The organism is Bradyrhizobium sp. S3.7.6 (assembly GCF_054061875.1).
In genome coordinates this window covers 55,829-81,017 of the sequence record NZ_JBSSEQ010000002.1, presented here as the reverse complement: position 1 = coordinate 81,017, position 25,189 = coordinate 55,829, and the positions used below count along the sequence as shown (strand labels likewise).

General features: G+C 57.2%; 22 protein-coding genes and 5 pseudogenes. 7 read left to right on the top strand and 20 right to left on the bottom strand.

All coding sequences use genetic code 11. The annotated features are described in order from the left end of the window. Positions 1-20: 20 nt before the first annotated feature. The 8 genes and pseudogenes from ACVJ5M_RS43155 to ACVJ5M_RS43120 form a co-directional block, all read right to left on the bottom strand. Positions 21-2,087: pseudogene (locus ACVJ5M_RS43155) on the bottom strand (recombinase family protein). 2,530 nt (positions 2,088-4,617) lie between these two features. Then, positions 4,618-4,953 (bottom strand): annotated as a pseudogene (locus tag ACVJ5M_RS43150) (IS66 family transposase zinc-finger binding domain-containing protein); the annotation flags it as partial. Positions 4,954-4,971: 18 nt separating this feature from the next. Beyond that, positions 4,972-5,574, bottom strand: a complete 603-nt coding sequence (locus ACVJ5M_RS43145; RefSeq protein ID WP_231142011.1) for a plasmid pRiA4b ORF-3 family protein — start codon at positions 5,572-5,574, stop codon at positions 4,972-4,974. Further along, entirely contained in the window at positions 5,571-7,136 is a 1,566-nt protein-coding gene (tnpC, locus tag ACVJ5M_RS43140) for an IS66 family transposase (RefSeq protein WP_231142010.1), read from the bottom strand. The genes ACVJ5M_RS43145 and tnpC overlap by 4 nt, the downstream gene beginning before the upstream one ends. Positions 7,137-7,187: 51 nt before the next feature. Further along, on the bottom strand, positions 7,188-7,541 hold the full coding sequence (gene tnpB / locus ACVJ5M_RS43135) for an IS66 family insertion sequence element accessory protein TnpB (RefSeq protein ID WP_231142412.1): 354 nt from the start codon (positions 7,539-7,541) through the stop codon (positions 7,188-7,190). Continuing rightward, positions 7,535-7,957: an IS66-like element accessory protein TnpA gene (gene tnpA / locus ACVJ5M_RS43130; protein WP_231142008.1), complete on the bottom strand. Its 423-nt coding sequence runs from the start codon at positions 7,955-7,957 to the stop codon at positions 7,535-7,537. Before tnpA ends, tnpB (ACVJ5M_RS43135) begins: the two co-directional genes overlap by 7 nt. Before the next feature lie 89 nt (positions 7,958-8,046). Continuing rightward, a pseudogene (locus tag ACVJ5M_RS43125) lies at positions 8,047-8,199 on the bottom strand (IS66 family transposase); the annotation flags it as partial. A gap of 315 nt (positions 8,200-8,514) precedes the next feature. Then, positions 8,515-9,072 carry a hypothetical protein gene (locus ACVJ5M_RS43120; protein WP_456679678.1) on the bottom strand — a complete coding sequence of 186 codons (558 nt, stop codon included), beginning with the start codon at positions 9,070-9,072 and terminating at the stop codon, positions 8,515-8,517. 34 nt (positions 9,073-9,106) lie between these two features. On the opposite strand from ACVJ5M_RS43120, the gene ACVJ5M_RS43115 reads away from it, so the two are divergent. Both ACVJ5M_RS43115 and ACVJ5M_RS43110 read left to right on the top strand, forming a co-directional pair. Beyond that, on the top strand, positions 9,107-9,391 hold the full coding sequence (locus ACVJ5M_RS43115) for a UPF0149 family protein (RefSeq protein ID WP_456679677.1): 285 nt from the start codon (positions 9,107-9,109) through the stop codon (positions 9,389-9,391). A gap of 35 nt (positions 9,392-9,426) precedes the next feature. After that, positions 9,427-9,672 (top strand): annotated as a pseudogene (locus tag ACVJ5M_RS43110) (transposase domain-containing protein); the annotation flags it as partial. Positions 9,673-9,869: 197 nt separating this feature from the next. On the opposite strand, the gene ACVJ5M_RS43105 reads toward ACVJ5M_RS43110, so the two are convergent. The 10 genes from ACVJ5M_RS43105 to ACVJ5M_RS43060 all read right to left on the bottom strand — a co-directional run bounded on the left by ACVJ5M_RS43105 (position 9,870) and on the right by ACVJ5M_RS43060 (position 20,052). Next, positions 9,870-10,994 carry a hypothetical protein gene (locus tag ACVJ5M_RS43105; protein WP_456679676.1) on the bottom strand — a complete coding sequence of 375 codons (1,125 nt, stop codon included), beginning with the start codon at positions 10,992-10,994 and terminating at the stop codon, positions 9,870-9,872. A gap of 166 nt (positions 10,995-11,160) precedes the next feature. Beyond that, entirely contained in the window at positions 11,161-12,168 is a 1,008-nt protein-coding gene (gene virB11, locus ACVJ5M_RS43100; RefSeq protein ID WP_314963787.1) for a P-type DNA transfer ATPase VirB11, read from the bottom strand. Next, complete coding sequence (locus ACVJ5M_RS43095) at positions 12,165-13,358, bottom strand: TrbI/VirB10 family protein (protein ID WP_456679675.1); 1,194 nt, start codon at positions 13,356-13,358, stop codon at positions 12,165-12,167. Before ACVJ5M_RS43095 ends, virB11 begins: the two co-directional genes overlap by 4 nt. A 144-nt stretch (positions 13,359-13,502) precedes the next feature. Next, on the bottom strand, positions 13,503-14,246 hold the full coding sequence (locus tag ACVJ5M_RS43090; RefSeq protein ID WP_456679674.1) for a TrbG/VirB9 family P-type conjugative transfer protein: 744 nt from the start codon (positions 14,244-14,246) through the stop codon (positions 13,503-13,505). Positions 14,247-14,261: 15 nt separating this feature from the next. Then, on the bottom strand, positions 14,262-14,945 hold the full coding sequence (locus ACVJ5M_RS43085; protein WP_456679673.1) for a virB8 family protein: 684 nt from the start codon (positions 14,943-14,945) through the stop codon (positions 14,262-14,264). Between the two features lie 121 nt (positions 14,946-15,066). After that, positions 15,067-16,137 (bottom strand): type IV secretion system protein, encoded by a 1,071-nt coding sequence (locus ACVJ5M_RS43080; RefSeq protein WP_456679728.1) that lies wholly within the window; start codon positions 16,135-16,137, stop codon positions 15,067-15,069. A gap of 5 nt (positions 16,138-16,142) precedes the next feature. Beyond that, positions 16,143-16,790 (bottom strand): type IV secretion system protein, encoded by a 648-nt coding sequence (locus ACVJ5M_RS43075; RefSeq protein WP_456679672.1) that lies wholly within the window; start codon positions 16,788-16,790, stop codon positions 16,143-16,145. Between the two features lie 262 nt (positions 16,791-17,052). Continuing rightward, a complete protein-coding gene (locus ACVJ5M_RS43070) occupies positions 17,053-19,401 on the bottom strand; it encodes a VirB4 family type IV secretion/conjugal transfer ATPase (RefSeq protein WP_456679671.1) in 2,349 nt (782 codons plus the stop codon). Beyond that, a complete protein-coding gene (locus tag ACVJ5M_RS43065) occupies positions 19,394-19,672 on the bottom strand; it encodes a VirB3 family type IV secretion system protein (protein ID WP_314963774.1) in 279 nt (92 codons plus the stop codon). Before ACVJ5M_RS43065 ends, ACVJ5M_RS43070 begins: the two co-directional genes overlap by 8 nt. A 68-nt stretch (positions 19,673-19,740) precedes the next feature. Continuing rightward, a complete protein-coding gene (locus ACVJ5M_RS43060; protein ID WP_314963771.1) occupies positions 19,741-20,052 on the bottom strand; it encodes a TrbC/VirB2 family protein in 312 nt (103 codons plus the stop codon). A gap of 849 nt (positions 20,053-20,901) precedes the next feature. Here ACVJ5M_RS43060 and ACVJ5M_RS43055 point away from each other — a divergent pair. The 4 genes from ACVJ5M_RS43055 to tnpB (ACVJ5M_RS43040) all read left to right on the top strand — a co-directional run bounded on the left by ACVJ5M_RS43055 (position 20,902) and on the right by tnpB (ACVJ5M_RS43040) (position 24,090). Further along, positions 20,902-21,108 carry a transposase gene (locus tag ACVJ5M_RS43055; protein ID WP_314963768.1) on the top strand — a complete coding sequence of 69 codons (207 nt, stop codon included), beginning with the start codon at positions 20,902-20,904 and terminating at the stop codon, positions 21,106-21,108. A 45-nt stretch (positions 21,109-21,153) separates the two neighbouring features. Beyond that, positions 21,154-21,534, top strand: a complete 381-nt coding sequence (locus ACVJ5M_RS43050) for a DUF6788 family protein (protein ID WP_456679670.1) — start codon at positions 21,154-21,156, stop codon at positions 21,532-21,534. 1 nt (position 21,535) lies between these two features. Next, the gene (locus ACVJ5M_RS43045) at positions 21,536-22,942 is read left to right on the top strand and encodes an ISNCY family transposase (protein ID WP_456679669.1); all 1,407 of its coding nucleotides are present in this window, start codon (positions 21,536-21,538) and stop codon (positions 22,940-22,942) included. A gap of 344 nt (positions 22,943-23,286) precedes the next feature. Next, on the top strand, positions 23,287-24,090 hold the full coding sequence (tnpB, locus tag ACVJ5M_RS43040) for an IS66 family insertion sequence element accessory protein TnpB (RefSeq protein WP_456679668.1): 804 nt from the start codon (positions 23,287-23,289) through the stop codon (positions 24,088-24,090). Positions 24,091-24,120: 30 nt separating this feature from the next. On the opposite strand, the gene ACVJ5M_RS43035 is transcribed toward tnpB (ACVJ5M_RS43040), so the two are convergent. Then, positions 24,121-24,348, bottom strand: a complete 228-nt coding sequence (locus tag ACVJ5M_RS43035) for a hypothetical protein (RefSeq protein ID WP_456679667.1) — start codon at positions 24,346-24,348, stop codon at positions 24,121-24,123. 185 nt (positions 24,349-24,533) lie between these two features. Between ACVJ5M_RS43035 and ACVJ5M_RS43030 the strand changes: the two genes are divergently transcribed. Further along, positions 24,534-24,785, top strand: coding sequence for a transposase (locus ACVJ5M_RS43030; protein WP_314963758.1), 252 nt, complete (start codon positions 24,534-24,536; stop codon positions 24,783-24,785). On the opposite strand, the pseudogene ACVJ5M_RS43025 reads toward ACVJ5M_RS43030, so the two are convergent. Continuing rightward, a pseudogene (locus ACVJ5M_RS43025) lies at positions 24,743-25,180 on the bottom strand (IS701 family transposase); the annotation flags it as partial. The gene ACVJ5M_RS43030 and the pseudogene ACVJ5M_RS43025 overlap by 43 nt on opposite strands. Between the last annotated feature and the right edge of the window lie 9 nt (positions 25,181-25,189).

Sequence of the window (25,189 nt, the reverse complement as noted above, 5' to 3'; positions counted from 1 at the left end):
AGCCATTGTGCGCCCCTTCTTTAAGTGCTTGTAAACATTGGAAGCGTGTCCGCGTCAATTTCGCGAGACGGGCGACCCTTTCGGGCAATCGCTGTTTTGACCGTCTGGGACGCCAAATCGGCAGCTCGAATCTGACAAGGCGCTCGCGGAACAACCTGCACAGCAGGAAGAACGCCGCTGGAGACAAGGCGGCGGATCATATGACTTGAGACACCGAGCGCTTTTGCGGCCTCGATCTGCGTAAGCCATTCGCCGTTTTTTTCCGCTGAACGGTAGGCATGGATGCCACGCACACGGCGAATAGAGCTGACCCGATGTGCTGTCCAGGTCTTACCCACGCCGGTGGGCAAGCCCATCCGATCGAGCGTGGCGGCGATGTGCTCGTCAGACCAGCGCCCGGCCATGCTGCGGATAACAGCCAAGGCATCTTCCGCCGTGGAGGAACCGTGTTCACCGGAGCGCGGCTTGCGGATCCGAAGCTCGGAGTGCTGCCCACCCTGCCAATGGATCGTGAGCACAACGTCGCGTACCGCATCGTCGACGTCCGCGATGATGTCGACAATCAAGGCTCGCAGCAGCTGCTGGCGCGCGCGCATCGTCACATCAGGGGATTTCCAGGCTACGGACAGGTTATCCGCCAGATCGGCAAAGGTGCCGGGATCGACCGCGTGGCCGGACGACTGATGGTCATTCTGGCGATTTTCCAGCTCGCACACACGGCGCAAAGCGTACTCCCAGTTCTTCTCCAACTGCGCAGCGATCAGGCGATTATCGGGGTCACAGGCGGCGTAGCGACGCTCAGCTAGCGTGGCATCGTACCGGGCTTGCTGGAGTTCCAGATCAAAGATCCGGCGCTTGTCGTCTTGGCGTTCCCGTTGCATGCGTTGTGCCTCGAACGCGGCCTCGATCGCCATGGGTTCTACCGCTCGTAACAGCTCGTGCAACTGCCGCGTCGATTTTTGAAGCTCCGAATATCATACAGCGAAGCCGACCTGCTAGACTACCCTTGTCACAGCGGTAGACCGGGTAGCTGATTCGACCGCCCCTATAGCTGACGCTCAGGCGCTGACCACAACGAGCGCACGTCAGAATGCCCGACAAGAGCGCCTGGCCGCCCCGGCCTGATTTTGCACCATCTGGGCGACCGTAGGCGTTAAGCGCCAATTGCTTCTGGTTGCGCTCGTAGTCATCCCAGGTGATGTACCCTTCGTGATGATCCTTTATCATCACATCCCAGGTGCCCGCCGGTTTGTAGTGCCCGTAGGTCCGCCGCGCTCTGCCTTCGATAATCGCGGCTCGCTTCTCGCTTTTGCCGTATACGTAAACACCGCATAGAACGGATTCTTCAGCACGCTGATCACATTGCGGTAGCGGATGGGCTGCCAAACGAAGTTTGCCATGCGACCTTCGTCAGCAGGTCGGGGGAAATGGATTTGCTCCGCCTTCATCGACAACAACACCGGGCGAGCGCTACCAAGTTCGCGAAAGCGAGTGAAGATAAGTCGAATCACCTCTTGCAGACGCAGGTCAGCATCCAGGCCCAGACCGGCTTCGCGATGCCAGACATAACCAAACGGCACTGATAAGCGTAGCTCACCACGTTGGGCCTTCGCCCTGGCTGCCTCTAGCATCCGTGCCCGGATTATGCCCAACTCAAACTCGCTTATGCTTCCCTTCATGCCGAGCAAGAGCCGATCGTTCGGAAGGCAAGGATTATAAACGCCGTCGTGATCAATCACCCTCGCTTCGACAAGCCCGCATAACTCAAGCAGATGATGCCAATCGCGGCCGTTGCGCGCGAGCCGCGATGCATCGAAGCAAATCACGGCGCCAACGGCTCCTGCGCACAACCATGCGACCAGCCGATCAAAGCCGGGCCGGGCCACCGTTCCACTCGCCGAACGGCCGAGGTCATCATCAATGACTTCCACGTCGGAGAAGCCGTGCCGGCGCGCAATATCCACAAGATCGTACTGTCGCCGTTGGCTCTCCAGATTGGCCATCACCTGGGATTGCGTTGACTGCCGCACATAGACGACAGCTTTGCGCTTCAAGAGCGCTTCCGGGATCTGGTCAGTGTCGGGCATCACCGAGCTCCTCGACTACCAGGCCGGCGGCCTGCATGAGGATTTGGGCGAGCGTCAGTAACGCCACTCGACCACGACCGCCGCCCGGGTCGTCGAGACCACGAGCCGCATTCGCCTTGCGTTCGCCGCGGCATGTCCCGAAGCCGACCTGATCCGCTGCTTGCCAGGCGCGCTGCTTCCGCTCGGTCCTTGACCGGCGGGGCGTGCGCCCCGTTCGCCCAACCCGTCCCTCAAGCGCGTCGCAAAGTACGGGTCGTCAGGCGGTGAAAAGCCAAAGGCAATCCTGTGCGCCCCGTCAAAGGAGGTGTCGCAGCCGCATCAATCGGACCAAAAAACCGCACTCTCACGAATAGGACGGGCTAACTCTCACGATGTCGCCCTTCTTCGCCCATGGCGACCCGGATTCGGTGAGGCTGTTCCGTGAGTTTGAAGAAAATAGCTTCCGATCGTCTCGGGCTGCGTCAAGTAAACGCTGAAGGCAGCTCAGCCGCCGCTTACTTCACGAGTGCACGAATGCACAAACAAAGGAAGGCGACAAGGCGATATATCCTGCCACCCACCCATTTATCCACCCACCCATTTATTGAAACGGACCCAGCTTACCTGGAGACGGCGCAGTCAGGCGGCCGGGCTCCTGAGAGCCGCTCGTCCGTCGTTTACAATTACTTTATTACCCACATATTCCCTCGTATTATTCAATCTCACTAACCTAAAATATTAGGATCATTTCTCTTACATTCATACATAGGCACATCAATCAAATTTTCTCGATTGAAGGTCATACGTATTCTTCCGTCGTTATTTTCTTCTTAATTTTAATGTTGCAAATCGGTTTTTATTTATTGTTAGCATTGTATAATCCATTTCTTTCATTTTTACGCTTGATTCTCACTTTGAAGCCATCTGTGGGACGAAGACTCGCATAAATTCACCGCGGCAATAATTAAACACAAACGATCATCTTATTAATTGGCCTCGACTTATTTTACACAAAATCACCACACAACAGCTGCATAATTGCAGTTTATGATACAATACAAAGGCTTACGTAGAAACAGACACATGCAACAACACCACAGGTGAACGCCAGGCCAATATACGGCGACTTCGATCATTCCTTTTTCCCGCGCCCCCATGCTACCACCTCGATCTCGCCGTTCGGGTTCACGGGTTCCTTGACAGCGATGAACCACTCGGGCGCGCCCACCTCCGTACCAATTGGGCGAGCACCTGCGTCCCAAGTTCCGACAAAACGTCGACCGGCCACAGTAGTTGCAGCGTCAACCTCACTCCCATAATAGAATTTAAGCGAGACATTGGCTTCATTAGCTGGGCCTTCATAGTTTATCCTGGCGTTCTCAAGAGCGTTCCTCAGATTAGTGGTCACACTTAGCATAGGATCGTCAAACTTCCATTGGGGACGTTCCGGCATCCTGAAACCAGCTATTCGATTTAAGTCTGTTTTGTAATGAAAAAAGGCAGTTGTGGAGATACCAAGAATTATGAGGTTATAAATAGAGGACCGATCCTGCGTCTCAAACCTCGCAAAAAATTGCGTGGCTTTTTAGGCAAGCGAAAGGGAATAATGGCTTTTTAGGCAGCGAAAGCGAATAATTGTTTTTTATAAGCGAAACGCCAAAGAATATAAATTGGGCCCTTTAGCGAGACCCAAGCATATTTTTACCGCTGGAGAACGACAGAAAGTGACATCCTCGGGTTAATCTTATTGGACCATGCTTTTAGACAGTGACATTTGATGGGTTTCACACAGCCCTCTAGTCGAGACGGAAGAAGCTTGCCCCTTTGAGCTCCAGAATGGACACACTCGGCCGCTGCCACATGTAAGTATCTTCCTGATTGGCCCACACGGACAGCGAAGGCACACGATTGACCTTTGCAGGCGGGTCCCCTCGCTCTTCCCTATTGGACCGCAATCACAACAGTGACACCAATGGACAAGCAGAACTCGACTTCACTTCCGTCCGCAATGTTAGACTCTCGTAGAGCAATAAAGAAGAAGGATGATAAGGGCCGCTCTTTATTGGACCGAAACTACGAATAAAAGCTCATCTATCATCTAGATGTAAACGTCCCGTCGGTTTTGGACGCGGCAAGTTCCGCGGAACCACACGAAAACGGAGGCCGTACGGCCTCCGTTTTCGTGTCGCGCGGAACTTGCCGCGTCCAAAACCGACGGGACGTTTACATCAGGATATATCCTGCCAAGCCACCAAGCAAAGCAAAGCAAAGCAAAGCAAGCGGGTCACGGCACATATTCAGCGGCACAGCTTTGCAACTCACCTTTACGAGTGCGCGTTTCGCGAGATCGTGAGCACGGAATTCAGAGCATCGTGAGCAGGTATTTCGTGGGATCGTGAGCAACGATTTCAGAGGATCGTGAGCAGCGATTTCAGGCGATCGTGAGCACGCTTTTGGCGGTGCCAATCGCTTCGGCCGACAACTCAACCGGGCTACGGATTTCTCATTCAACCAATGAGGAAGCCCGATGCCTACCCACAGATTGTCGATGCGCCGGGGCCTGGCTGATCTTCTCGCAATCACGGCAAGTAAACTTCTCGCGGACGTGCTGGATCACTTTCCAGGATTTCGGGATCACCTCCAGCGTCTCGGTCATGTCCTCGCCGAGTTTGGACAGCCGCGCGCCGCCACAGCAGGCGCACGCCACAGGTCCCGGCACCATCACCCGCTCGCGAGGCAGATGCTCCGGGAACGGCTGGCGTGACGACCGCTTGCGCGTGAACGACGCCACCTTCGTGGTTTTGGCCGCGGCCATTTCGGCTGCGAGCTCGTCCTCCGTCGCCGAACTCTCCAGCTCCTCCAGCGTAAGCGTAGCTCTGAGGCCCATTTGATTGGTGCTTGACGTCTATTTTGAACGCGTGGTGCGCCGGCGCGGCTTCCATATTTCCGACAATGCGTTGACTGCGGCCTCGAGCGCCTTCCGGTCGACGACGTTGGGATCAAACTGCTCGGGGCCCCAGAGGCGCATTTGTTCGTGCTCCGGATGGGTGGGGTCGCTAATGGCGTCGAGGTATTCGGCATAGCCTGACGCACCGCCGACATCTTCCGGAGGACAACGGCTCGCGGCCTCGAGCAAGAGGGGAAGTCCCTCCATTGTCGTGTTGTCGAACCACTTTTCGAGCTTGATCACGTGATCCCAGCTGTCGCCGAAGTCGTAGAGATAATGGATCGTCTTCGCGCCGGTCTCGTGAACGATATTGGAGAGCCGCGTCTTGCGAGCATCGATGGGCTGAGGGCCAAAATCTCCATCGGGATCAGGAATACCCCAACGTCCTTCGCCAGCCAGGAACTCGAAGAGATGGCTATTCGTCCAGCCAAACGCCGCCTGAAGCGTCAGATGCAGCCGATCAAGGCGCAGCGTGAGCGGCACGACAAGGCATCGCATCACCTCCGGTTTCACGTCCTCGAGGGTCACCTTGATCCGGACCGCGGTCGTGTTCAGGCTCATGCCGCCAGCCTCGGATCGTGTGCATGCATCGTGTAGATCGACGCCCAAGGGAGCAGTTCGTCCAGTCGCGCCGCAGGCCAACCATTGACGAGCTTCGCGAGAACATCAGCGAGCCAGTGCTCGGCACTGACGCCATTGAGCTTACAGGTCTCGATTAACGAAGCCAGAACTGCCCAATTCTCGGCGCCCTCGTCGCAACCGGCAAAAAGGGAGTTCTTGGCGTTGAGCTTGATCGGCCGCATCGCACGCTCGACAGCATTCGTGTCCATCTCGATGCGCCCGTCATCAAGGTAGAGCGTCAGGCCATCCCAATGACGCAGCGCGTAACGCAAGGCCTTCGCCGTGTCGCTCTTCTGTGCAAGGTGATCAAGCTTGGCCTCAAACCACTGCTTCAAGGCTGTAGCCAGAGGTCGGGCATGCGCCTGCCTGCCAGCACGGCGCTCGGCATCTGATCGGCCGCGGAGCGCTTTCTCGACCGCGTAAAGCTGGGCGATGCGCTCAAGAGCCTCGCGGGCAACCGGAGCTGGCGCCGGAGCAACCTCGCGCTCGATCTTCACAAACTGGCGCCTCAGATGCGACCAGCAGAAGGCGAGCGTCCCGGACAAGGCGTCCACACGCGTCTCTCGGGTCATGGTCTTGTAAGCCTGATAGCCGTCGCAGTGGATGATGCCGCGATAGCCCTCAAGCAGCTGCAAGCCATGAACGGCCCCACGGCCCGGTGCATAGGCGTAAACCACGCCAGGTGGGTCAGGTCCGGCCCAGGGCCTGTCATCGCGTGACAGCGCCCAGAAGTAGCCGGTTTTGGTCCTGCCGCGCCCCGGGTCCAGCACCGGCGCCGGGGTCTCATCGACACAGAGCTTCGAAGAGGCGAGCAGAAGCTGGCGCAGACGATGCCACAAGGGCTTCAATTCCTGGGCGGCATAGCCTACCCAGAAGGCGAGCGTGGAACGGTCGATGGCGATACCGTGCGTCGCCAGCATCTGCGCCTGGCGGTAAAGCGGCAAATGCCAATGATACTTGGCGTCGATCACATGCGCGACGAGCCGCTCAGTGGGCAATCCACCCCTGATCAATCGCTCGGGAGCAGCGTGCTGGAGGACGACGCCATGACAGGCGCGGCAGGCCAGTTTGGGCCGGCGGGTGACGATGACGCGATACTGCGCCGGTACGACGTCCAGCCTCTGGCTCTCATCGTGACCGATCTCGAAGAGGTCGCCCTTACAAGACGGGCAACAGGTCTCGGCCGGTATCAGGATTTCGACAATGCGCGGCAAATGTTCCGGAAGTTGACCACGGTTGGTTCTACGCTCGGCAGTTCTCTTCTCGCAGGTTCTGGGATTGGCGCGATCCTCGGCTGCTTCGAGAGCCGCGACGGCCTCTTCGATGTCCTCCAGAACAAGCTGTAACTGATCAGCGTCCAGCTTTTCCGAGGATCGACCGAACTGCGCATCTTTTGCAAGCTTGAGCAACCGCTCGAGCCTGGCGCAGCGATCCAGCAGAGCCGCGGCAAAGACGCGCAACTCGGCTGGATCGCTCGGCAGCTCATCAGGCAAATCACTCATTGGCCCGAGTCTGCCATGCTTCGCGCCCCGATGCAGCGAAGATTTATATCTTTACGCAAGCGCTTTCGGCTGCGGGATTCGAGGTGCGTGCATGCGCGTCCAATCCATGCCAGCAAGCAGCGCCGACAGCTGCGCAGCGTTCATCCGCATCACGCCGGCCACGATGGGAGGCCATTTGAAGCCGCTGCCATCGAGCCGCTTCCAGTACAGCACAAGGCCGCTGCCATCCCAGACGACAATCTTCACACGGTCAGCGCGCTTCGCACGGAAGACCACCGCCACGCCCTTCATCGGGTCATGGCCCAGCGTCTCCTTTGCCAAGAGCGCCAAGCCCTCCGCACCTTTTCTGAAGTCCACAGGTTGCGTCGCCACGTAAATCATGAGGCTCGCGGGCGGCGTCAGCATGAACGTGTCCGTCGAAGCGCCAAGAACACATCACTCAACACAGCAAGGCCAGGCGTCCCTCGCACCTCAACTCGTGCCCCCTGGAGCTCAACCGTCACAACGGCTGCTTCCGGCGACCCGGTGGGCTCTGCGGCCGCCGGTAGCGCCGATTCCGATACCACCGGCACGAACGACAGCGTGTCCGCCGAAGCCGGCAGTACCAACTGGCCCAAACGCGCCCGGCGCCGCCAGTCGTGCACCTGCTGGGGCCGGCACCCATGGCGACGCGCGACATCTGTGACAATCGCCCCCGGCTCGAGGCTTTCCGCGGCAATCTGTGCCTTCAAGTCGTCCGGCCAGCGCTTTCGACCTGCGCCTGCGTACACTTCGATACGCGATGACAACGGTCGTCTTATGTCGTCCGAATGGTCGTCCATTGTGAGCACCCTTGCAGAAGAAGACTCTTCTAGCGGTGCTCTCAGGACTGAGTACAAAAATTCTCAAGGGCCTCAACGCCACGCTTACCCTCCAGCGTCAGTTCAAGCTGATCCAATAGCCGCGCGGTACGCTCCGAGCGCGGACCATGGCGGTCGCGATTGAGTTTCTCGATCTGCAGCTTCAGATGGGCGATCAGCGCCTGGTTGTCGGACTGCTCAGCGCGGGCGGCCGCACGATCCGCAGCTTCTCGTCATCCGACCAGCACCGACGACGACCAGTCTCGACCACCTCAAGCCGTTCAAGCTGAGTACTGCGCTTATGGCTGTCCATAAGGACTGTTACGCACCAATCGGACTAATCCAACAAGGCGGCCCTCGCCGGACCTCGCCGGAGGGAGACGGAACAGCAGCAGCTCCAGCCCCTCGTCGTCCATGCCCTCCGGCAGCGGCCAGGCCAACCCGGCAAGGCGGGCGCGTCGCACGTATCCATGGACGACGCCATTGCTTAGGCGCGCCGGCGACTGTCTTCAGCATGTCCTTGAGATGCCTCTGGATGGTCACCCTAGTCTCTCCTTGAGCAAGTTGGCCGCGAGACTCGCTTCGCGCTGGTTGCCGAGCCGTATCGCGTCGACGAGAGCCAGATAGGCATAGAGGCGATCATCCCTCTCGGCGGCTTCCGGCACAGACTTGAACAGCGGCTCGACGGACTGCCCCATCTCGCGGCCGCGCGCATAAGGCCAAACGTGGATCAGGTTACCCGCGCTGTAGAGTGAGTCCTTCAGGACCGGGGCGGCGAATGCTGTTGGCAGGCCGCGCTGCATGGGACCTGGCTTTGCCGGAAAAACGAACTTCAGTCCGTATGTGATGAAGTCGCGCAGGTTCCTGCGATTGGGATCCGGACGGCTCGCCATCCGGCCCTTAATTGCCATACCCGATGCAAGGCTGCGCTTGATTGAGGCGGCGATTTCCGTTTTGCTGATGCCGAGAGAGGCCTCGAGCCCCCGCACCGAGTATGGGTCTTCGCCATCCTGGCGGAAGGGATCCATCCTGCCTGCGTGCTCATGATCCTGCAAGCACACGAGCTTCAGCAGGACGACAATATCCTGACTTTTCATGGTTTCCGCGCGATGTCCTCATATTGCAGGCCGAATGACAGCCAATGGCGATGTCGACGCGCGGCCCTGGTGCCAGGGGTTCTACGCCGCGATGCGGCTCAGGCTGCCGGCGTGGGCGCCATTACTGGACGCCAGCAACGTCAATCATCGCCTGCTGCGGCCCATCCTGCGGCACTGTCGCGACGATCAAGGCCGTCCGCTGCTCGGGCCGCCACCAAACAGCCCCGACCCCCACCGTAACGCCTACGCCGATATTCCAGCGGCTGTGGAAGCGCTGCGCCAGCACTGGATGCCGATCCGCTACCCGCGCGCCCGCTGATCACCCCGGACGTGGGAGCTCATACCGGTTACCCCGAAAGAGCGTTGCGTGGCATCGCATTGGGCAGGCGCAACTGGACCTTCGCCGGTTCCCAACGCGGCGCCGACCGCGCCGCCGTCATGCTGACGGTCATCACGACCTGTCGCCTCAACGACGTCGATCCCAAGGCCTGGCTCGCCGACGTCCTCGCCCGTATCGCCGATCTTCCCGCATCGCGTCTGCACGAACTGCTCCCCTGGGAATGGAAGCTCCTGCGCCAAGCCGATCAGCAGGCCGCCTGACCTTCACGCAACGCTATCATAGAGCTCCCCGTGCCCGCGCGCATGCGTCAATCAGGCGGTCCTCGTCGTATGCGTACCGCACTCTTCGCCCGGTCGCTGCTCAATCCGACCTGAAAACAGGAATCTTCACGGTCGACTAAACCGGAGGATCGTCGACAAGCTGCTTTCCAGCCGCGCCACAGCACTCGGGAACGCCTTCAGTACTCCAGTCCTCCGCCACGGTTCCTCTGACGCTCCCGCGGTGAACGCTGATTGCTCGACTCAGAGCGCCGCCCACGAGGAGCAATCCACCCGGTGCCTTCGTCTGGCCCCTGCACCGGCGAACGATCCGACCGACGACGGTTAGCGGCTTGCCCGTCTGCAACAAGATCTTCTTGGGCGTCGACCGCCTCGCCAGGAGGCGTCAACACGATGCTGGACGTCGAAGACTGCCCAGGTTCGCTGCGCCTTCGGTGACGTGCCGCCAGGCCGATCTGCGGCACCTCATCGCTCGAGGAGATCTCCTCATGCTTGCGCCGGCGCGACGCAATTTTCCGAGGAGAAGTCGTCACAGAAGCTGCTGGCGAGCTTGCTGGCGATGAGAACAAAGAGTCGTCCGACATGTTCGCCGCCGCTTCCAGCGCCGCTTGCACCTGTTGGTCGATCCGCGCCAGTGTCAGATCTGATGGCCTGCTGCGCACGAGTGAGTATGCCTCTTCGAGCTCTCTCTCGATCTCATCAGGAAAGCCAGAGACGCGATCACGCTCGGGCTCGGAGAAGATGAAGCCGATCGTAGCAAGCTTTCGATGTACTTTGCGGTGTAGATTGCCGAGCGAATCAGTCAACAGCCGGGCATCGTGGCCGTCCCATGGTGGATCCACGGCGTGGTACTGGTGCCGGCCGATCTCTCTGTCGAAGATGTAAGAGACCATGGACTCTCTCGCATTGAGGGCTCTTGCTATCGTCTCCTCAGGCTCAAGGGCTCTCAGAACACCCGCGGAAGAGGGGATGTAAGCCTCGGCCCTCTCAATCAACGCACGACGCTTGTTAACTCCGATCGGGCCGGACTTGACATGTCGGTCGATGATGTCGCCGACCGCCTCAAAACGCACCTGGAGTCCTGGTCTGAAGATCTGAGGCTCGATCTTATGAAGCTCTTGGGCGATGCATTCGGTAGTATAGCCAATCGCTCGTTCCTTTGCCTGTAAAGCCTCGCCGCGCCACATCAATTCTGCCGGGCCAGCATGGTTGCCCCGTCGCTGCATGAGACGGGCTATCTTTGTCAGTGCTGCGAACCGCTCCAGAACATCTTTTTGCGTCCATTCCCTGATCATGGTGTTCATCCTAAGGCTGTTTTTCGTTTCGCGATCGTCATATGGTTACGCAGGATCCGGTCTGCTGCCGGCCCTAGGCGGGTTAGGTTAAGCCTCGCCAACTCATCCAAGTTGGAATATTCTCCGCTTCTGTCAGATATACTCAATTCAGCTCGCGCGCTTTTGTATGCTTCGTTCATGGAGTTTCCGTTCGGGCGAACGGCAAGTAGATCTGCAGCACGCCGCGCCTGCCACGGCGGCGTCCCACATGGACAATCAGATCAATCGTCTTCTTCGCGTAATTGACAATCGAATTATGGGACATCCGCACACCTGACCGCATGACCATGAAGGCCAGCCTGTCGAAAGCAAGTTCAGGACTATCAGCGTGGATAGTTGTTATCGCGCCTGGGTGTCCTGTATTGATCGCCTCAAGAAAATCATAAGCCTCGACACCGCGAATTTCGCCCAGAATGATGCGGTCGGGCCGCATTCGCAGACAGCTTTCCAAGAGTTTTGACGGACTCCGAGCAGAGTTTGCCGTGCGATCGGCAATTAGGCCCACTTGATTCTTGTGCAGTGGAGAAAGCTCCTGTGTATCCTCTATGGTAATGATACGCTCGTCGGAGTGCGCCATCGCCAGCAAAGCGCGTGCCACCGTTGTCTTCCCCGACGATGTGCCCCCCGAAACCAAAATGTTGAAGTTCTCCTCAATTGCCAGTCGAAATAGACCCTGCAGGTTGCCGGCTTGAGCCATATCGGCCGCTGCCCGATGGCGCTCCTGGCGGAGGGCGTCCACGGAGATCTGCTCACCTTCGACGAACTCGATATCGGAAACGTCCAAACTCCGCGTCCGGTATTTGCGGATCGACAACGACACGCCGTGCTCAACCGCAGGCTCGCTAACTACTTGGACGCGCTGCGGGTTGCCCCAAACATTCACCCGGCCTGAAACGATCGGATGAAGCACCCCAAGAGTGTTGCGGGCCTCCCCCGCCAATTGCACTCCAAGGCGCTTGATGGCGTTGGCCGGCAATGCGACCTTGACCTTGTGCATGTGTATCGATCCGGCCTCTTCGACGAAGATGGAACTATCGGGGTTGATCACCACCTCATTGATATTATCGTTCGTGAGATATTCCTTTAGAGGGCTGAAGTACTGCTCTACATACGAGACGTCTGGACTGGACCGAAAGTCATTCATCGAAGAACAAGATCCCGATTCACGAACACCCGAACTTCTTCGCCTTGTGGAACACGAATCACCGGAGGAAGGGAGAAGTATTCGTCAACGATAGGTCGCGCCTGACCACCGATAGTCGCTGCAAGGTTGGACACCGCCTCGCCTGCAGCGTTCGACCTGTCTGGCCCGGTACCCCCAGTATGGTTTGGCAGACGACTTACATTAGACGACCTGTTGCTGCCGGCGAGAGCGGGAATGGTCGATGACACTGCGGTGACGACGCTAAATATCAGACCCGCACCTATCTTCTCGCCATAGTGGTTATCCACGCTCCCTTCGGTACCGGCTCGACCAAGGAGGTCCGCACCTGTGGAGCCGAGCTCGATTGACTTGGCGTCCGGAGTGATAGCCCGGTTCCAAGCGATTAGCACTCGTCTTTGCTCGATTTGCACTCTATCGCCGACAGTGCCAATCAGGATTGTCCCTGCGGGCAGTAGAACACGCGAGCCGTCGAGCGCGAATACGGGCTCGACGACCTGAGCTCGGACATTCCCGGGCAGTTCTGAATCGATAGCCGTTTCAAGCACGGCAGAGATTATGGTGCCCTGTACCACGGTATGCGATGGATCAGGGAGAACTCGGGACACCGAGGTTTTTACCTCCGAGCCGGACGCAAGCTGTGGCCCTGAGTCATCCAGGACTATACCCTTGGATTGCCTTTGTTTGGTGTTTATTTCCTCCAGCTCGCGGCGCCTGTCGGCCTCGCGCTGGGCCGACTTGCGCTCTTCTTCCGATCGTAGTGCCGCGGCACGAAGGCGTGCATTCTCGGTCTCCACCCTCTCACGATCCTCCTTCAGTTTCAGCAATAGTTCTTTGCTATGGTGGTCCAGCAGCTTCTGGACGTCAGCGAGTGAAACGTTCGAGCCATTGTTGGGCTGAGCGTTTGCGTCGCTTTCTTTTCTTATGTCTTGGACGTGCTTATCCATCGTTCCGTCGCGATCGGCGGCCTTTTGCTTAACTGGAGGAGCCTCCGGAACTGAAAAGTCGAGTTGCTGATGACTTCTAGGCACGTCCTCCACCTTTAGATCGACTTGTGAAGCCTTTTGGCTGTTATCTTCTGTCCGACTGATGACCTTCAAGAATTGCGTGGGGCCCATAGCAATGAGGGCTGAGATGGCACTACCTAGAAGCATGGTGGCGAAAACGGCCATCCAATTACTTTTGCGCTTAGACGTGCCCATTTGCTTGGCGCGGCGTTTGTCAAGCAGTCTCTTCCCCTCAAGATCCACAGGCACCTCTGCTACCATTGCGATCGCGCCGATGGTCAGTACCTAACGGACATGCCGTACCATCTCTCATTGGGTTGCCATGTGCACCGCACTTGCCTTGGCCACGCAGACCGCAGTATCGCCGAGTCTCATCACCCAAAAGTCGCTGATGCCGTCGACGACGACACGGTCGCCGTCAGTGCGCGAATTAATCAGCTTTTCCTGACCATCCTGACCGATCAGAAAAATGGCCGGCCGTGGCGCACCTCTTGGCAAAATAAAAGTCGTCTGCAAGGTATTGTCTGTCACACTAATCGGTCGGAACCGCGCATAACCCGAGACCGCGTACTCGTAATTTGCAGGAAGATCCCTGACGGAACCTTCATGTGGCGTTTTAATCTCGTCGGGATAGATGAAACTGGTCCGGAACGCTTCGCGCGCTCCCGCCTGCATACCCGCCTTTATTTCGCCGACCGATCGCAGCTCGAAGGTGTAACGGCGCCGATCAGTGTAGATCGTCATGTTGGTTAAAGCTTGATCAATAACAGGTTTTACACTCATCACATTGCCCACCTTCAATTTGTTCACTTCCCAGGATGCACTATCGCCAATGAGAATCGATTCGATTATCTCCCCCTGTGCGAACTGGATAGCCGTGATTGACTTCAAGTAGAGATCGAGCTTGTAGACGTTGTTCTCATCGTAAACGTAGCGTTTGATGCGCAAATCTGACGCCGCCGCTTTGGGGGATTGCTCCGCTTTCGCCGCACTTAAGAAAGCTATCAAGACAATCAAAACAAAAGGAACGAGCCCTAACCATCGCAAGTACATCGTTTAGCCCCGCACCTAGTCAGCAGTTTCCGCATCAATTCGGTAAGACGAGACGCCGAAGCCCAGCGGATTCTTCCAAACTGCCTCCAAAGAAACATTTATTTGCGGCTTGAACTGATAACCGATAGTCACCACGTAACTGCGGCGGACGGCCTCCTGTCCTTTGTGTTCCCGGTACTTGACGATGCGGACCCGAGCTAGATCCCGTGGATTGCGCCCGTCCGAAGGCATCAGGGAGACAGATTTAACTTCGACCCGCACTCGCACGTCATCACCGTAAACAACGGGTGGATATTGCGCGGAGCCCGAATGCCAAGTTTCGGCAAGGGTTTCCTGCGCGTTGCCGGACGAGCGCGTCATTACGTCAGATATCCTGGTTTTGTTGTCCGCGGTATCGTATGTTTCTCGGTCAATGACGTAGGAAGCAAGTTCCGCCTGGGCCACGGCCTCCTGTTGTTCAAGCGTTGCCGGCCTAACTTGGACGATTTTTTCAGCCTCGCCAGTTGTCTTGTCCACCAGAACCACATACGGCTTGGTCTCTTTGATGGGCAGCACGGCTATGAGAGCTCCTAATGCCAACAGACTCGCGGTAGTGGAACCCACCGCAACCTTCGCCCAATTGTTCCGTTGTGCGCGAAGACTAAAAAACATCTCGTCTTCGAATGATTGCTGGGTTGACTGTTTTGACTGTTCAGACATGCGACTCACTAGTTAGCAATGCTACCCTTGGTTGCAAGGGTAGGGAGATTGGTTCGCAAAACAAGAGCCCGGTTAAATCCGAGGGCTGCTAAGAATTTAGCAGCAGCTCATGCCTGTCCAATCAAGGGGACAATTGTTCGGCTGCGCGGCGAGCTACACGGTCATCCCAATGGCGTTGCCGCATACCAGCGCCTTGACGCATCGCGTTGATCGCCGGGGATGCAGCCATGGCCGGCGAGGCCTGAGCCTCCACTGCACGCACGGTGGCAACGTCCTGCAATCGTTGAGCCTTAGCGAAAACACTCATCGTCACACCTTTGGCCATGGAAGCTGCGGCGACGGCTGCACCAGCACCAACAGCGGCGACCGATGCACTGGCTAGGGTGTTTGCCATAGTTGGAATCTGGAACAGGAGAATGGTAGCCGCTATCATGATGAAGATGACCGCGAATGAATCGCTGGACGCCGGGCGACTCTCCTCCATTAACATACGTAGTACAACAGCCATTAGCGCTGTTGTCAGCAATGGAATAATTGCATTACCAACCGTAAAGCGTGTCCAGCTCTCGAAATATTGCTTCGTTTGGGGCATCATCAGCATGGTGATCGCCAGGGGCGCCAGACTGATCGCTACCATGAGTCCTAGTTTTCCAACTAACACAATAATGATGCACGCCGCGATAAAAAAACCCCCAACGATCAGCGCGAATGCACCAAAAAACACCTCCCGAATTGACCTTCCGACCTTGAAGATCGAGATGTTCGAAAAGTGGTCATTGGCAATTTGCCGAACGACACCTGCAGACTCGTCCATTGCAGAATACGTGTCCACTATATTTGCTGTATAGAGACTAGGATCAACGTTCGCCTCGATCGGTGCGACAACTCCGCGCACGAGTAGCGCGCCATAGTCGCTCGGCACTTGCGTGAGTATCACGTAAATGCCCGCGAAATTTTCCCACATGGTCGCGAACGAATATATGAGCACATATCGCAGCCCCCATTGCAGATATATAGAGTAGTTTACGCTTCTAAATTGCACTACATGGTTCAGCGCGATAAACAGAAGCGCGATCAAGGCTATCGCACCAAGTAGCGCTTTGATCGGGCCAGCGACGGTTTGAAATACCACTTGCACATAATTAACAAGCGTTGTGTCGATACTATGCGCGATCTTCGAAATTAGGCCCATGGCGATCACTTATTGATGTCGTTTGGCAGATCTCGCATACTGTCTTGCTCGGCGCTATCCGAGCCCATCACCATGAAGTACGATCCTGCCACTGACGCGATCGCCGCTTGGGTCCGCAACGTTTCGTTGAGCTGCTGTGCGACTTCGATCATTACGCGGGTGTTAATATCGATGCTGGTTTTTAAATCTGTACTGGCCTCAAGAGCGGTGATATAGCCATTGATCCTTTCCATGCTTGCATTGGCCCGTTTGTAAGAGTCCTCCGCGGTATAGGCGGTGACGGCGGCTTGGGCCGACAAATACGCGATCTTGTCGAGTCTCTTATCGTTGCGCAGCGCAAATGCATCATCCAAACGGTAACGGTGACGAAATCCGGAAAGCGCTTCCTGAATGTCGCCAGACCCAACCGTTGCTCCTGTCAAAGCAGCGCTCGCCATTTCCGCCGGCGTTGCGTCTCCCTTGCGGGCCGAAATATCCGCAGCGTCATTATTCACTGGGAAGGGCTTTGGACCTGATATGGCCGCAACAGCTGTGGACGCCGCCGCAAAGAGTTGCGTTATCCCGTCACTTAATGCCCGAACACTTTCAACTATGGACGCCAGCAGTTCCACAGCTCTCTTGTCGAAAGTTGGCTGTGCGCCACCCGGCTCCATGCCAGATACTCCGACTGACGGGAGCGGTATGGCACTAATCTGGCTTTCGTCAGCGCACCCCTCACAAGGCGTGAGACTGATCGCCCCAAGCATCAGGCAAGTAAACACAAGAGATCGAGAAACGACTTTCATGCGGCGGCTCGCTCGGTTTGAAGATGAAGTCGCTCCCAAGCGCAACCACAATCGTTCTTCCGTATCTCCGGAATCGATTGGCACCCAGTAAGGGAGGCAAGTACAACGGCGAGGAATATGGTGGGACCCTTCATTGCAGCATTTCCATCTGGGAGTTCGGTATGCCACGCCAGGTTAACGGCGCTTTATTTCCGGGCGCCCCACCTAAGAAATCAATTCCCTTCCCGAGCGCGCCAAGCGCGAAATCAAGAACTACGCTGTCATCGCCGGACTTGAACAGTACGAGATGGTTATCCACATTACTCATCCGAAGGAATGCGCCTTCGGTCGGTGTCAGGTTGAGCGGTGCAAGTTCCGCTTCGGTATTGGAAGTACTTGGGTACATCAACCGTGTAACTGCGCTCTCCAGAATCGCATTCCCAGCAGCGCTGTTGGCGATATGCGACACATGCTGGGTCAGGAGAATCGCTGCAACGTTCTTCTTGCGCATTGTTAGCATCCAGTCCTTCAGACGCCTTTCAAAATAAGGATCGTCAAGTAGTTTCCAGGCCTCATCAACCACTAGCAGGGTTGGCGCTTCATCTTCTACGAGCCGTTCCACGCGCCTGAAAACGTAGCTTAACCACGCCGTGCGAATGGTTTTGTTGTCGAAAAGTTCTGTGAGATCGAAAGCGGTGATCCGGCTATCAAAACAGAGGGGATCGCGGCCCTTGCCGCCAAACAACCAACCGAACTGACCAGTGCCGTCCCACTGACTAAGCCTCTGATAGAGGTCTCCATTATCATCCGTCGCCCGCAGCTGGCTGCGGAACTGTTCGAAGTTCTGTAGACGGCGATCAGCCACCGCATTTGCCTGAACGGCATCGTTAAGTGCCTGCAATTGCAACGGATTAAGTCGTTCGCCCTCGTTGTCAGCTAATGCTCTAAGCCAGTCGGAAAGCCAAGCCGAGCCGCGGTCATCCGCCTCCGCCTGCATTGGGTTGAAGCCAAGCTCCTGCCCCATACGTACGGCGGAATAGCTTCCGCCCATCGCGCGAACCGCCATTTCGAAACCGCAATCCTTATCGAATATCACAATGCGTGCGCCAAGCCGATGCGCCTGGCTTAGCAGAAAGGCAGTACCAAGGGTTTTGCCCGACCCTGTTTGGCCAAGCACAAGTGTATGGCCAGCGGTGCGCTGACCTGATTTTCCGGGCAAATGAAAGTTAAAGCGAAACGCCTCGCCGCGCGCTGTCGGAAAAATCGTCACATAGTCGCCCCACGGACATTGCTCGACCGCATTGCCTTTCGGCGAGCCGTGCATGGCGCAACATTCTCCGAAGTTCTGAGAGGAGATCATTGCCGCACGTGCGCGGTAGCTGAAATTGCCAGGATGCTGAGCGAAGTATATGGCGCGGGCGGAGAACTTTTCGCGGACGATCGAGGCGCCAGCTTCCTGCATAGCGCGAGTGACATAGGATACGGCTTCCTCAAGCTGTTGTCGGCTTTCGCAGAATATGGCGATGCTGCAATGATGGTTGCCAAAGACGACGCGGCCCGAAGCGACGTCGTCCTCAGCCTGTTCGAGCTGGACCATCAGAGAAATGGCCGCGTCCTCTGCAGCCTTCATTTGCTTCCGCACACGAGCGATCTTACCTTGGGCGGCTATATTGTCGATCGGTGTGAAGCTCTGCGAGATCACCATGTCATACGGCAGATTGAGAGTATCGAATATCCCGGGATACGTCGCAGCGGGATAATCTTTGAGGGATATAATGGTGCCGTAGCGCTTGAGATCTGGATTCGGATTGTCGCATTCGAAGACATTGCCGTGGAACGTGATCATCGAACTAGCCAAAAGATCGGCGACAGGTACGAACTTTTTCCCGGGCATGAGACGCCCACTTGACCCGTCTATCAGCGTGCGCAACAAACTGAGCCATTCACCGCCAGAAACGGTTAACCGGCGAGGCTTTGCCTCACTTACGCTGACCATGCATGTATTGATCAGCTGATCCAGCCGGGCGGCACGGGCGACGACCTCTTCCTTACTGCAGACGTCGTTACTAGCAAACAGACCGATTAGCTTGGCTATTCTTTTCGGTGGTCGAATGACGATGGTGACCATCGACACTCGGTCACGCAATCCAACAGACTGAAGATACGTTTGCCAACGCCTGTCAATTTCCTCATTAAACGGATTTCCTTCAATAGCGCGCATGGTGGGCCGGGTTTCGACTGAGATGCGATGAACATGATATCCAACGTCCTCGCGCTGCTGCGCAACAAAGCGTGAGAAAGCGCTGCTCAGCTCGATTGTCTGCCGGTTGTCGAGAGCGTCGGCGTTCGCCCCCTCGACAGCGAAGGTCGCCATTACATCGCCGTCACGCAACATTAGGGTGACATCGTCGACGATACTTAGATACGGTAATCCATCAACGAGTTGCTCGTCTTCGCGACCAGCGCGTCGCAGAGCATGTTTTAGCGATAACTCAAACACGATACACGACCCCATCGCCTTTCAACAGGGAATGGGTCAATGGTGTACTTTGCAGAGTCGCGATGATGACACCAATGAGTTTTGGATCGTAGGCGGCTAGAGTACGCAGGACGCCGTAGCAAACAGTTCCCATCACTGCCAGATAGACGAATGACTTCGTGACAACGAAGCCAAGCATAACGACCCATATGACGAAAACTAGATGCATGACAGGCAATCCTGCAAAAGTGACCTCTCGAGTTAATCCAAGAAACACCGGCGTGCGCTGCATGATGTTCTCCTTTGAAATCCGAGGCGATCCGCGATCTCTGTTGAAGGGGTCCGCGCGATCGGAGGAGATTAGTTTGGGGCCAAGGAGCGAACAAAGCTGGCTCCGCCGAAGACGATTGCTATACCCATCATGACTGAGACTGCAAAGGTCCAGTCCATCCGGCCAATCATAAACGAGAAGCCAACCGCCATGACAGCCAGAGCTGAAATTGCGACACCAAAGGGTCCGGTGATGGTCCTCACAATCGTCTCAAGGAAGGTTGTAGGCCCGTTGAAATTCTGAGCAGCACATGGAGCAGTAAGAACGGCAGTCAAGACAACGACAAGACCGACGAATGAAAGCAGCTCATCGAAAGCGATGCGAGAGAAACACTTCTTCACTGCGAGCCTCTTGAATGTTTGTTGCGGGCATTTGTACGAGCCATAAGCGCCAAGCGTTCCGTTGGCAGAAAGCTCAAGTTCGGATAGACCGACATGATAGGACAGTCAGCACGGCAGTTAGCTGCGCGTTAGAGACTTTGCGGGACTGAGAACGATTGGTAATCCGAAGCGTCAGCACGGTGTCAGGTATCAGCTAAGGGAGGCCCTACCGCCCTGGTCCCGAGACCGCGCGATGCTTGAACTTGCCTCTCCTATTGCATCATCCCGGTAAACAGATGGACGAACATAGCTAAATTTCGGTCGGCTCCGCACCGGCCTAGACTCGAGGCAGACCGGTCCGCTAGGTCGGCCCTGAGCCAGCACATTCGCTGTTGATCGAAGGGCCGTAATTGCCAGCATTTTGTAGAGCCTCGGGGCTACGGTTGGGATCGTGCTTGCCAACGTTTTGCTACTCATCCCAATTGGTGCTTTTGACGAACGCGCGTCGAGATCAGCAGTTTCACTGCTAGCTGCTTCGCCAACGATAGCCGGTCGCTTGGATGGACGTCTACGACAAAACCGTTGCGTTGGTAGCAATGCACCAAAAAAGCTTGCATCCATGCAATTGATACACCTAATGCCAAGTGACCGGCGGCCTACGACGAGGCGGGTCACTTCGTTCTCCCCCTCCCGCACTTTTCCTGCTAAGCTTAAAGTCAGGGTATCGGCTTCGCCGCTTACGTAACGACCGCCGGCAGGCCGTAACCGGCATCAGCACTCCGCCTCGCGAGCGCCCGTGTTCTGAGCGATATTGTTGATCGTTCGCTAATATCGGGAGGCGGCTCGGTGGTACCTTCCAGGATTAACGCCATGAATTGCGTCAGCCGGCGACGATGGACGGCGGAGGAGAAAGCGCGGATCGTAGCGGAGAGCCTCGAGGCGAACGCGAACCTATCGGATGTGGCACGCCGTCACGGCGTGGCCCGCGGATTGCTGACGGCCTGGCGCCGCCAGCTATCTAGCGATGGAATTAGCTACTTTCCGGCGCAAAATTCAATCTGGTTGGCCTTGGACTAGAATCGCGCGATATGCGGAAAACTGCCAGGTCGGACGGAAACAGAATTGACGTTGGTTGCTTTCGTTGATTCATTCTTGATGATTCGAGAGCGAACCCTGCGAGCGCGCCAAAAGCTGGTCGGCAAATTGCCGATTACTGGCGAAATACTCCGTGGCTCGCTGCTGGAGCGCACGATCCGGCATACCAAAGATTGCCCGAAATGCGCGCGTGGCGAAGGGCACCGGGTCTTCGTTCTGACGGTGAGCTATGCCGGCGGACGCACCCGGCAAATCAGTGTGCGTCGTGAACGGGTTCCCGAGGTTCGCCGTTGGCTCGATAATTATCAGAAACTGAAGGAGACGATCGAGACGATCTGCGAGATCAATCACGATTTGCTGCGTCCGGAGAAAACGGCGGCAAAGCGCGGGGGGAAGAGCCGTGATTAAGATGCGACGCGTGCAGCTCAGCTTCGGCGATGGATTGATCGCTGAGGAGGTGAGCGATCTCCGCGAGAGCTGGATGACACACGCCGATCAGGTGCTGGCGGACGAGCAAATAGTAGCCGCCGTGTACGAAGCGCTGATGAAACGGCATCCCAAGAGCCGCAGCCGCGGCCGGCCGGGCGCTCCGGCGGAAGTGGTGCTGCGCTTGTTGATCCTCAAGCACATCCGTAACTGGAGCTATGGCGTGCTGGAGCGCGAGGTGCGCGCCAATCTGGTGTACCGCGACTTTACCCGTGTGGGCGCCGCCAAGACGCCCGATGCCAAGACCATGGGCCGCTGGGGAGTAGCGGTGGGGCCGGACGTGGTCAAACAGATTCACGAAAGACTTGTAAGGCTCGCACGGGACGAGGGGGCGATGGAAGGGCGCAGAATGCGCGTGGATACGACGGTGGTGGAGACCAACATCCATTATCCGACCGACTCGAGCTTGTTGGGAGACGGGGTTCGGGTGCTGATCCGCACCATGAAGAAGATCACAACGATCGCTGGCGAGGCTGGAGCCAGACAGTGCGATCGTAGTCGGACGGTGAAGCTGCGGGTGCTGGATATCGCGCGCGCGGCGCGTTCCAAAGCCAAGCAGAGCCGGGAGAAGCTCACGCAGGCGTACGGCAAATTGCTCAACTCGACCAGCCGGGTGGTGGGACAGGCAAAGCGGTTCTCCAAAGAGATCGCCGCAGGAGTGAAGCGCGCTTCGAGCAATCGCAAGCCGCTGGTGCTGGAGGGCCTGGGTCAGGAACTCGATGCGATGGTGCCGCTCATCAAGCAGGTGATGAAGCAGACTAGAGCGCGCATCTTCCGCGGCGATACGCGCGCCGAAGGCAAGATCCTCAGCCTGTTCGAGCCGTCGACAGAAATCATCCGCAAGGGCAAGGCGGGCAAGCCCAACGAGTTCGGCAAGATGGTGAAACTACAGGAGGCCGAAAACCAGATTGTGATCGACTATGAAGTCTACGCTCAGCGACCGCACGATTCGGAGCTGCTGATCGCAGCTATCGAAACGCATCAAGCGATGCTCGGACGCGCACCGCGCCTGGTAGCGGCAGATGCCGCCTTCTACTCCGCAAAGAATGAGGCAGCGGCGAAAGCAAAAGGCGTCAAACGCGTTTGCATTCCCAACCGCTCAACCAAGAGCATTGAACGCAGGCGCGAGCAGAAGAAGCGCTGGTTCCGTAACGGCCAGAAATGGCGGACCGGATGCGAGGGACGCATCAGTGTGACTAAGCGGCGGCATGGGCTTAACCGTTGTCGCTACAAAGGTGACGCCGGGATGAAACGTTGGGTCGGCCTCGGCGTCATTGCCGACAACCTCATCAACATCGGCCGCGCAATGGAAAAGCGGGCTGTCCGGTAAATCCGCCCGCCCTCACCATCAGGCTTCTGTCAAAAACCCCGCCGGTCGCCCCCGGCGGGTCTTGCGTTGCTGCGCGCCCTTGAACACTCTTCCAAAAGCATCAATTTTGCGCCGGAAAGTAGCTAGGAGCCTCAACAAGGCTTTGCCGCTGTGAAGATAGATACAGTTGCCTCAGCGTCAAACGAGGCCCCGCGTTATTCGGCGGAACCGGCTGCCGTGGCGACGGCATTGGCAGCGGTGAGAGGCCGAGGACGGATCGATATCGCCGGAGCCCGGATCGGGGTTGAGAACGGCGTTGATCAGGTGACGCTGTCCATGGTGTTGGCGGCGGTACGGGGCGACAATTGATTTCGTTCCGGGCGGACCTGAAGATCATGTTGGCGGCGCAGCCCGTTGATTTCCGCAAGAGCGTCCATACGCTGTCAGCGCTGGTGAACGAAGCGCTTCGTGCGAACCCCTACTTCGGAGATATTTTTATCTTCGCTCGAAGCGATCAGATCGCATTAAACTTTTGGCGTGGGACGGCAGCGGCATGGTTCTGGTTACGAAGTGGCTTGAGGAAGGCTCGCTTTACCTGGCCGCCGATCCACGACGGCGTTGTTTGTTTGACGGCAACGCAATTGTCGATGCTGATCGATGGGTTGGATTGGTCGCGCGTGACACAGCGCGGTCGTGGCGGGGCCGGTGTCGATGGATCCGCCCGAGTGGATTTGCCCTCTGCTCGGCATCGAGGTCGACGCCTTCAATCATGGTGGCACGCCGGGTTCGCCGCAATCTCCGCCGTGGCGGTTCGTCATAATGTCATTGTTGAGACGCTCTCAAAGGCACCCAAAACCTTCGAACCGATCTTCGCGCGCAAACCAAACCGCGATATCGACGCAGGTCCGTGGTGCGAGGGCTTCTATGCCGCTATAAAGTTAACACTATCGGCGTGGGCACCGATCAGCAATCCCGCCGATATTAATCACGGTCTGTTGTTGCCGATCCTGTTCCACTGCGTCGACGATCAGGGGCGCCCGATGCTCGGCCCGCCGAAACAGGGGGCAGACACTGACCAGTTCCGGCGAACAGCCTACAAGTATATTCCGGCCGTCGTCGAAAACATGCGTCAGTACTGGATGCCGACACGCTTCAAGACCCCATCGTAGCCACCGGGCGGACGTGGAAGCTCATACCGCTTACGGCAGGCCCTCGCCGTGACTGTTCTGGTGGATTGCGATCAGCTCTTTGAGGTTCTTGATCCCGTCATCGATGAACGCCATCACCCCGTCTTCACCGACGCCGACGACCCATAGTTGGCCATCCTCGGTGTCCATTTCTTCGGCGACCTCGAACAGCCATTCCTCGTCTTCACCGAGCATCTCAGCGACATGGCTGAGAGTGAACACGCGGTTGACGTGCCTCATCAAGCCGCCTGCGCCGCAAGGACTTGCTGTTGCGCAGTCTTCCAGTTCCAGGGCAGCAGCTCATAGAGCCTGTGGGCAGCGATGCGAGCGAGTACATCGTAAGCGCGAAGCCGATACCCTTGCTTCAGAATTCGAATGAACGTGCGAAGAAGCGAAGAAGCCTGCGGCTTGGACGGAGGTTTGGGATGGGATTGGTCAGCAAAACGGACGTCCATTTGGACGGCTCATCGGTAGAGCCGGTGAGCCGGCTGGAGGTCCTTGAAGGACCGTCGGGACGCCGCGTGCGTTCGGAGGCTGAGAGAGCTCGGATCGTCGCCGAGAGTCTGCTACCCGGTGCCCAGGTGTCCGAGGTGGCGCGCAAGCACGGAGCGACGCGCTGGCAGATTTACGATTCCTTCGGAAGATACAACGCGCGATTGATGAACGCATGGCCATGACAAGAAACGTAGGCAGCGAAGACGCCGATCTGGCAGTTCGTGATCTTCCCTGCCGAACCAGTGTATTGCCGCGCCACTCCGCATGAAGCTTTGCCCTGTTTGAGAAAACCGGTCTCGTCGATCACCAGCACCGCATCGTCATCCGCCAAATGCTCGATGACATAGTCGTGCACGATATCGCGCAGGGCATCAGCGTCCCAGTCTCCACGACGCAGAATCGCCTGCTGCCGCCATGGGCCGGGATCGCCAGCCGCCTCCGCGCGCATCCAACCGGTCTTGCGCTGCTCATCTCCGAGCAGACCTTCCAGAAATAGGCCTGCATTCGTCGCAACACGCTCTTGCGTGAACAACGGACGTTTCCGTTGCTTGATCTCTCGACGCGACGCCGCCCACAACGCAAGCGT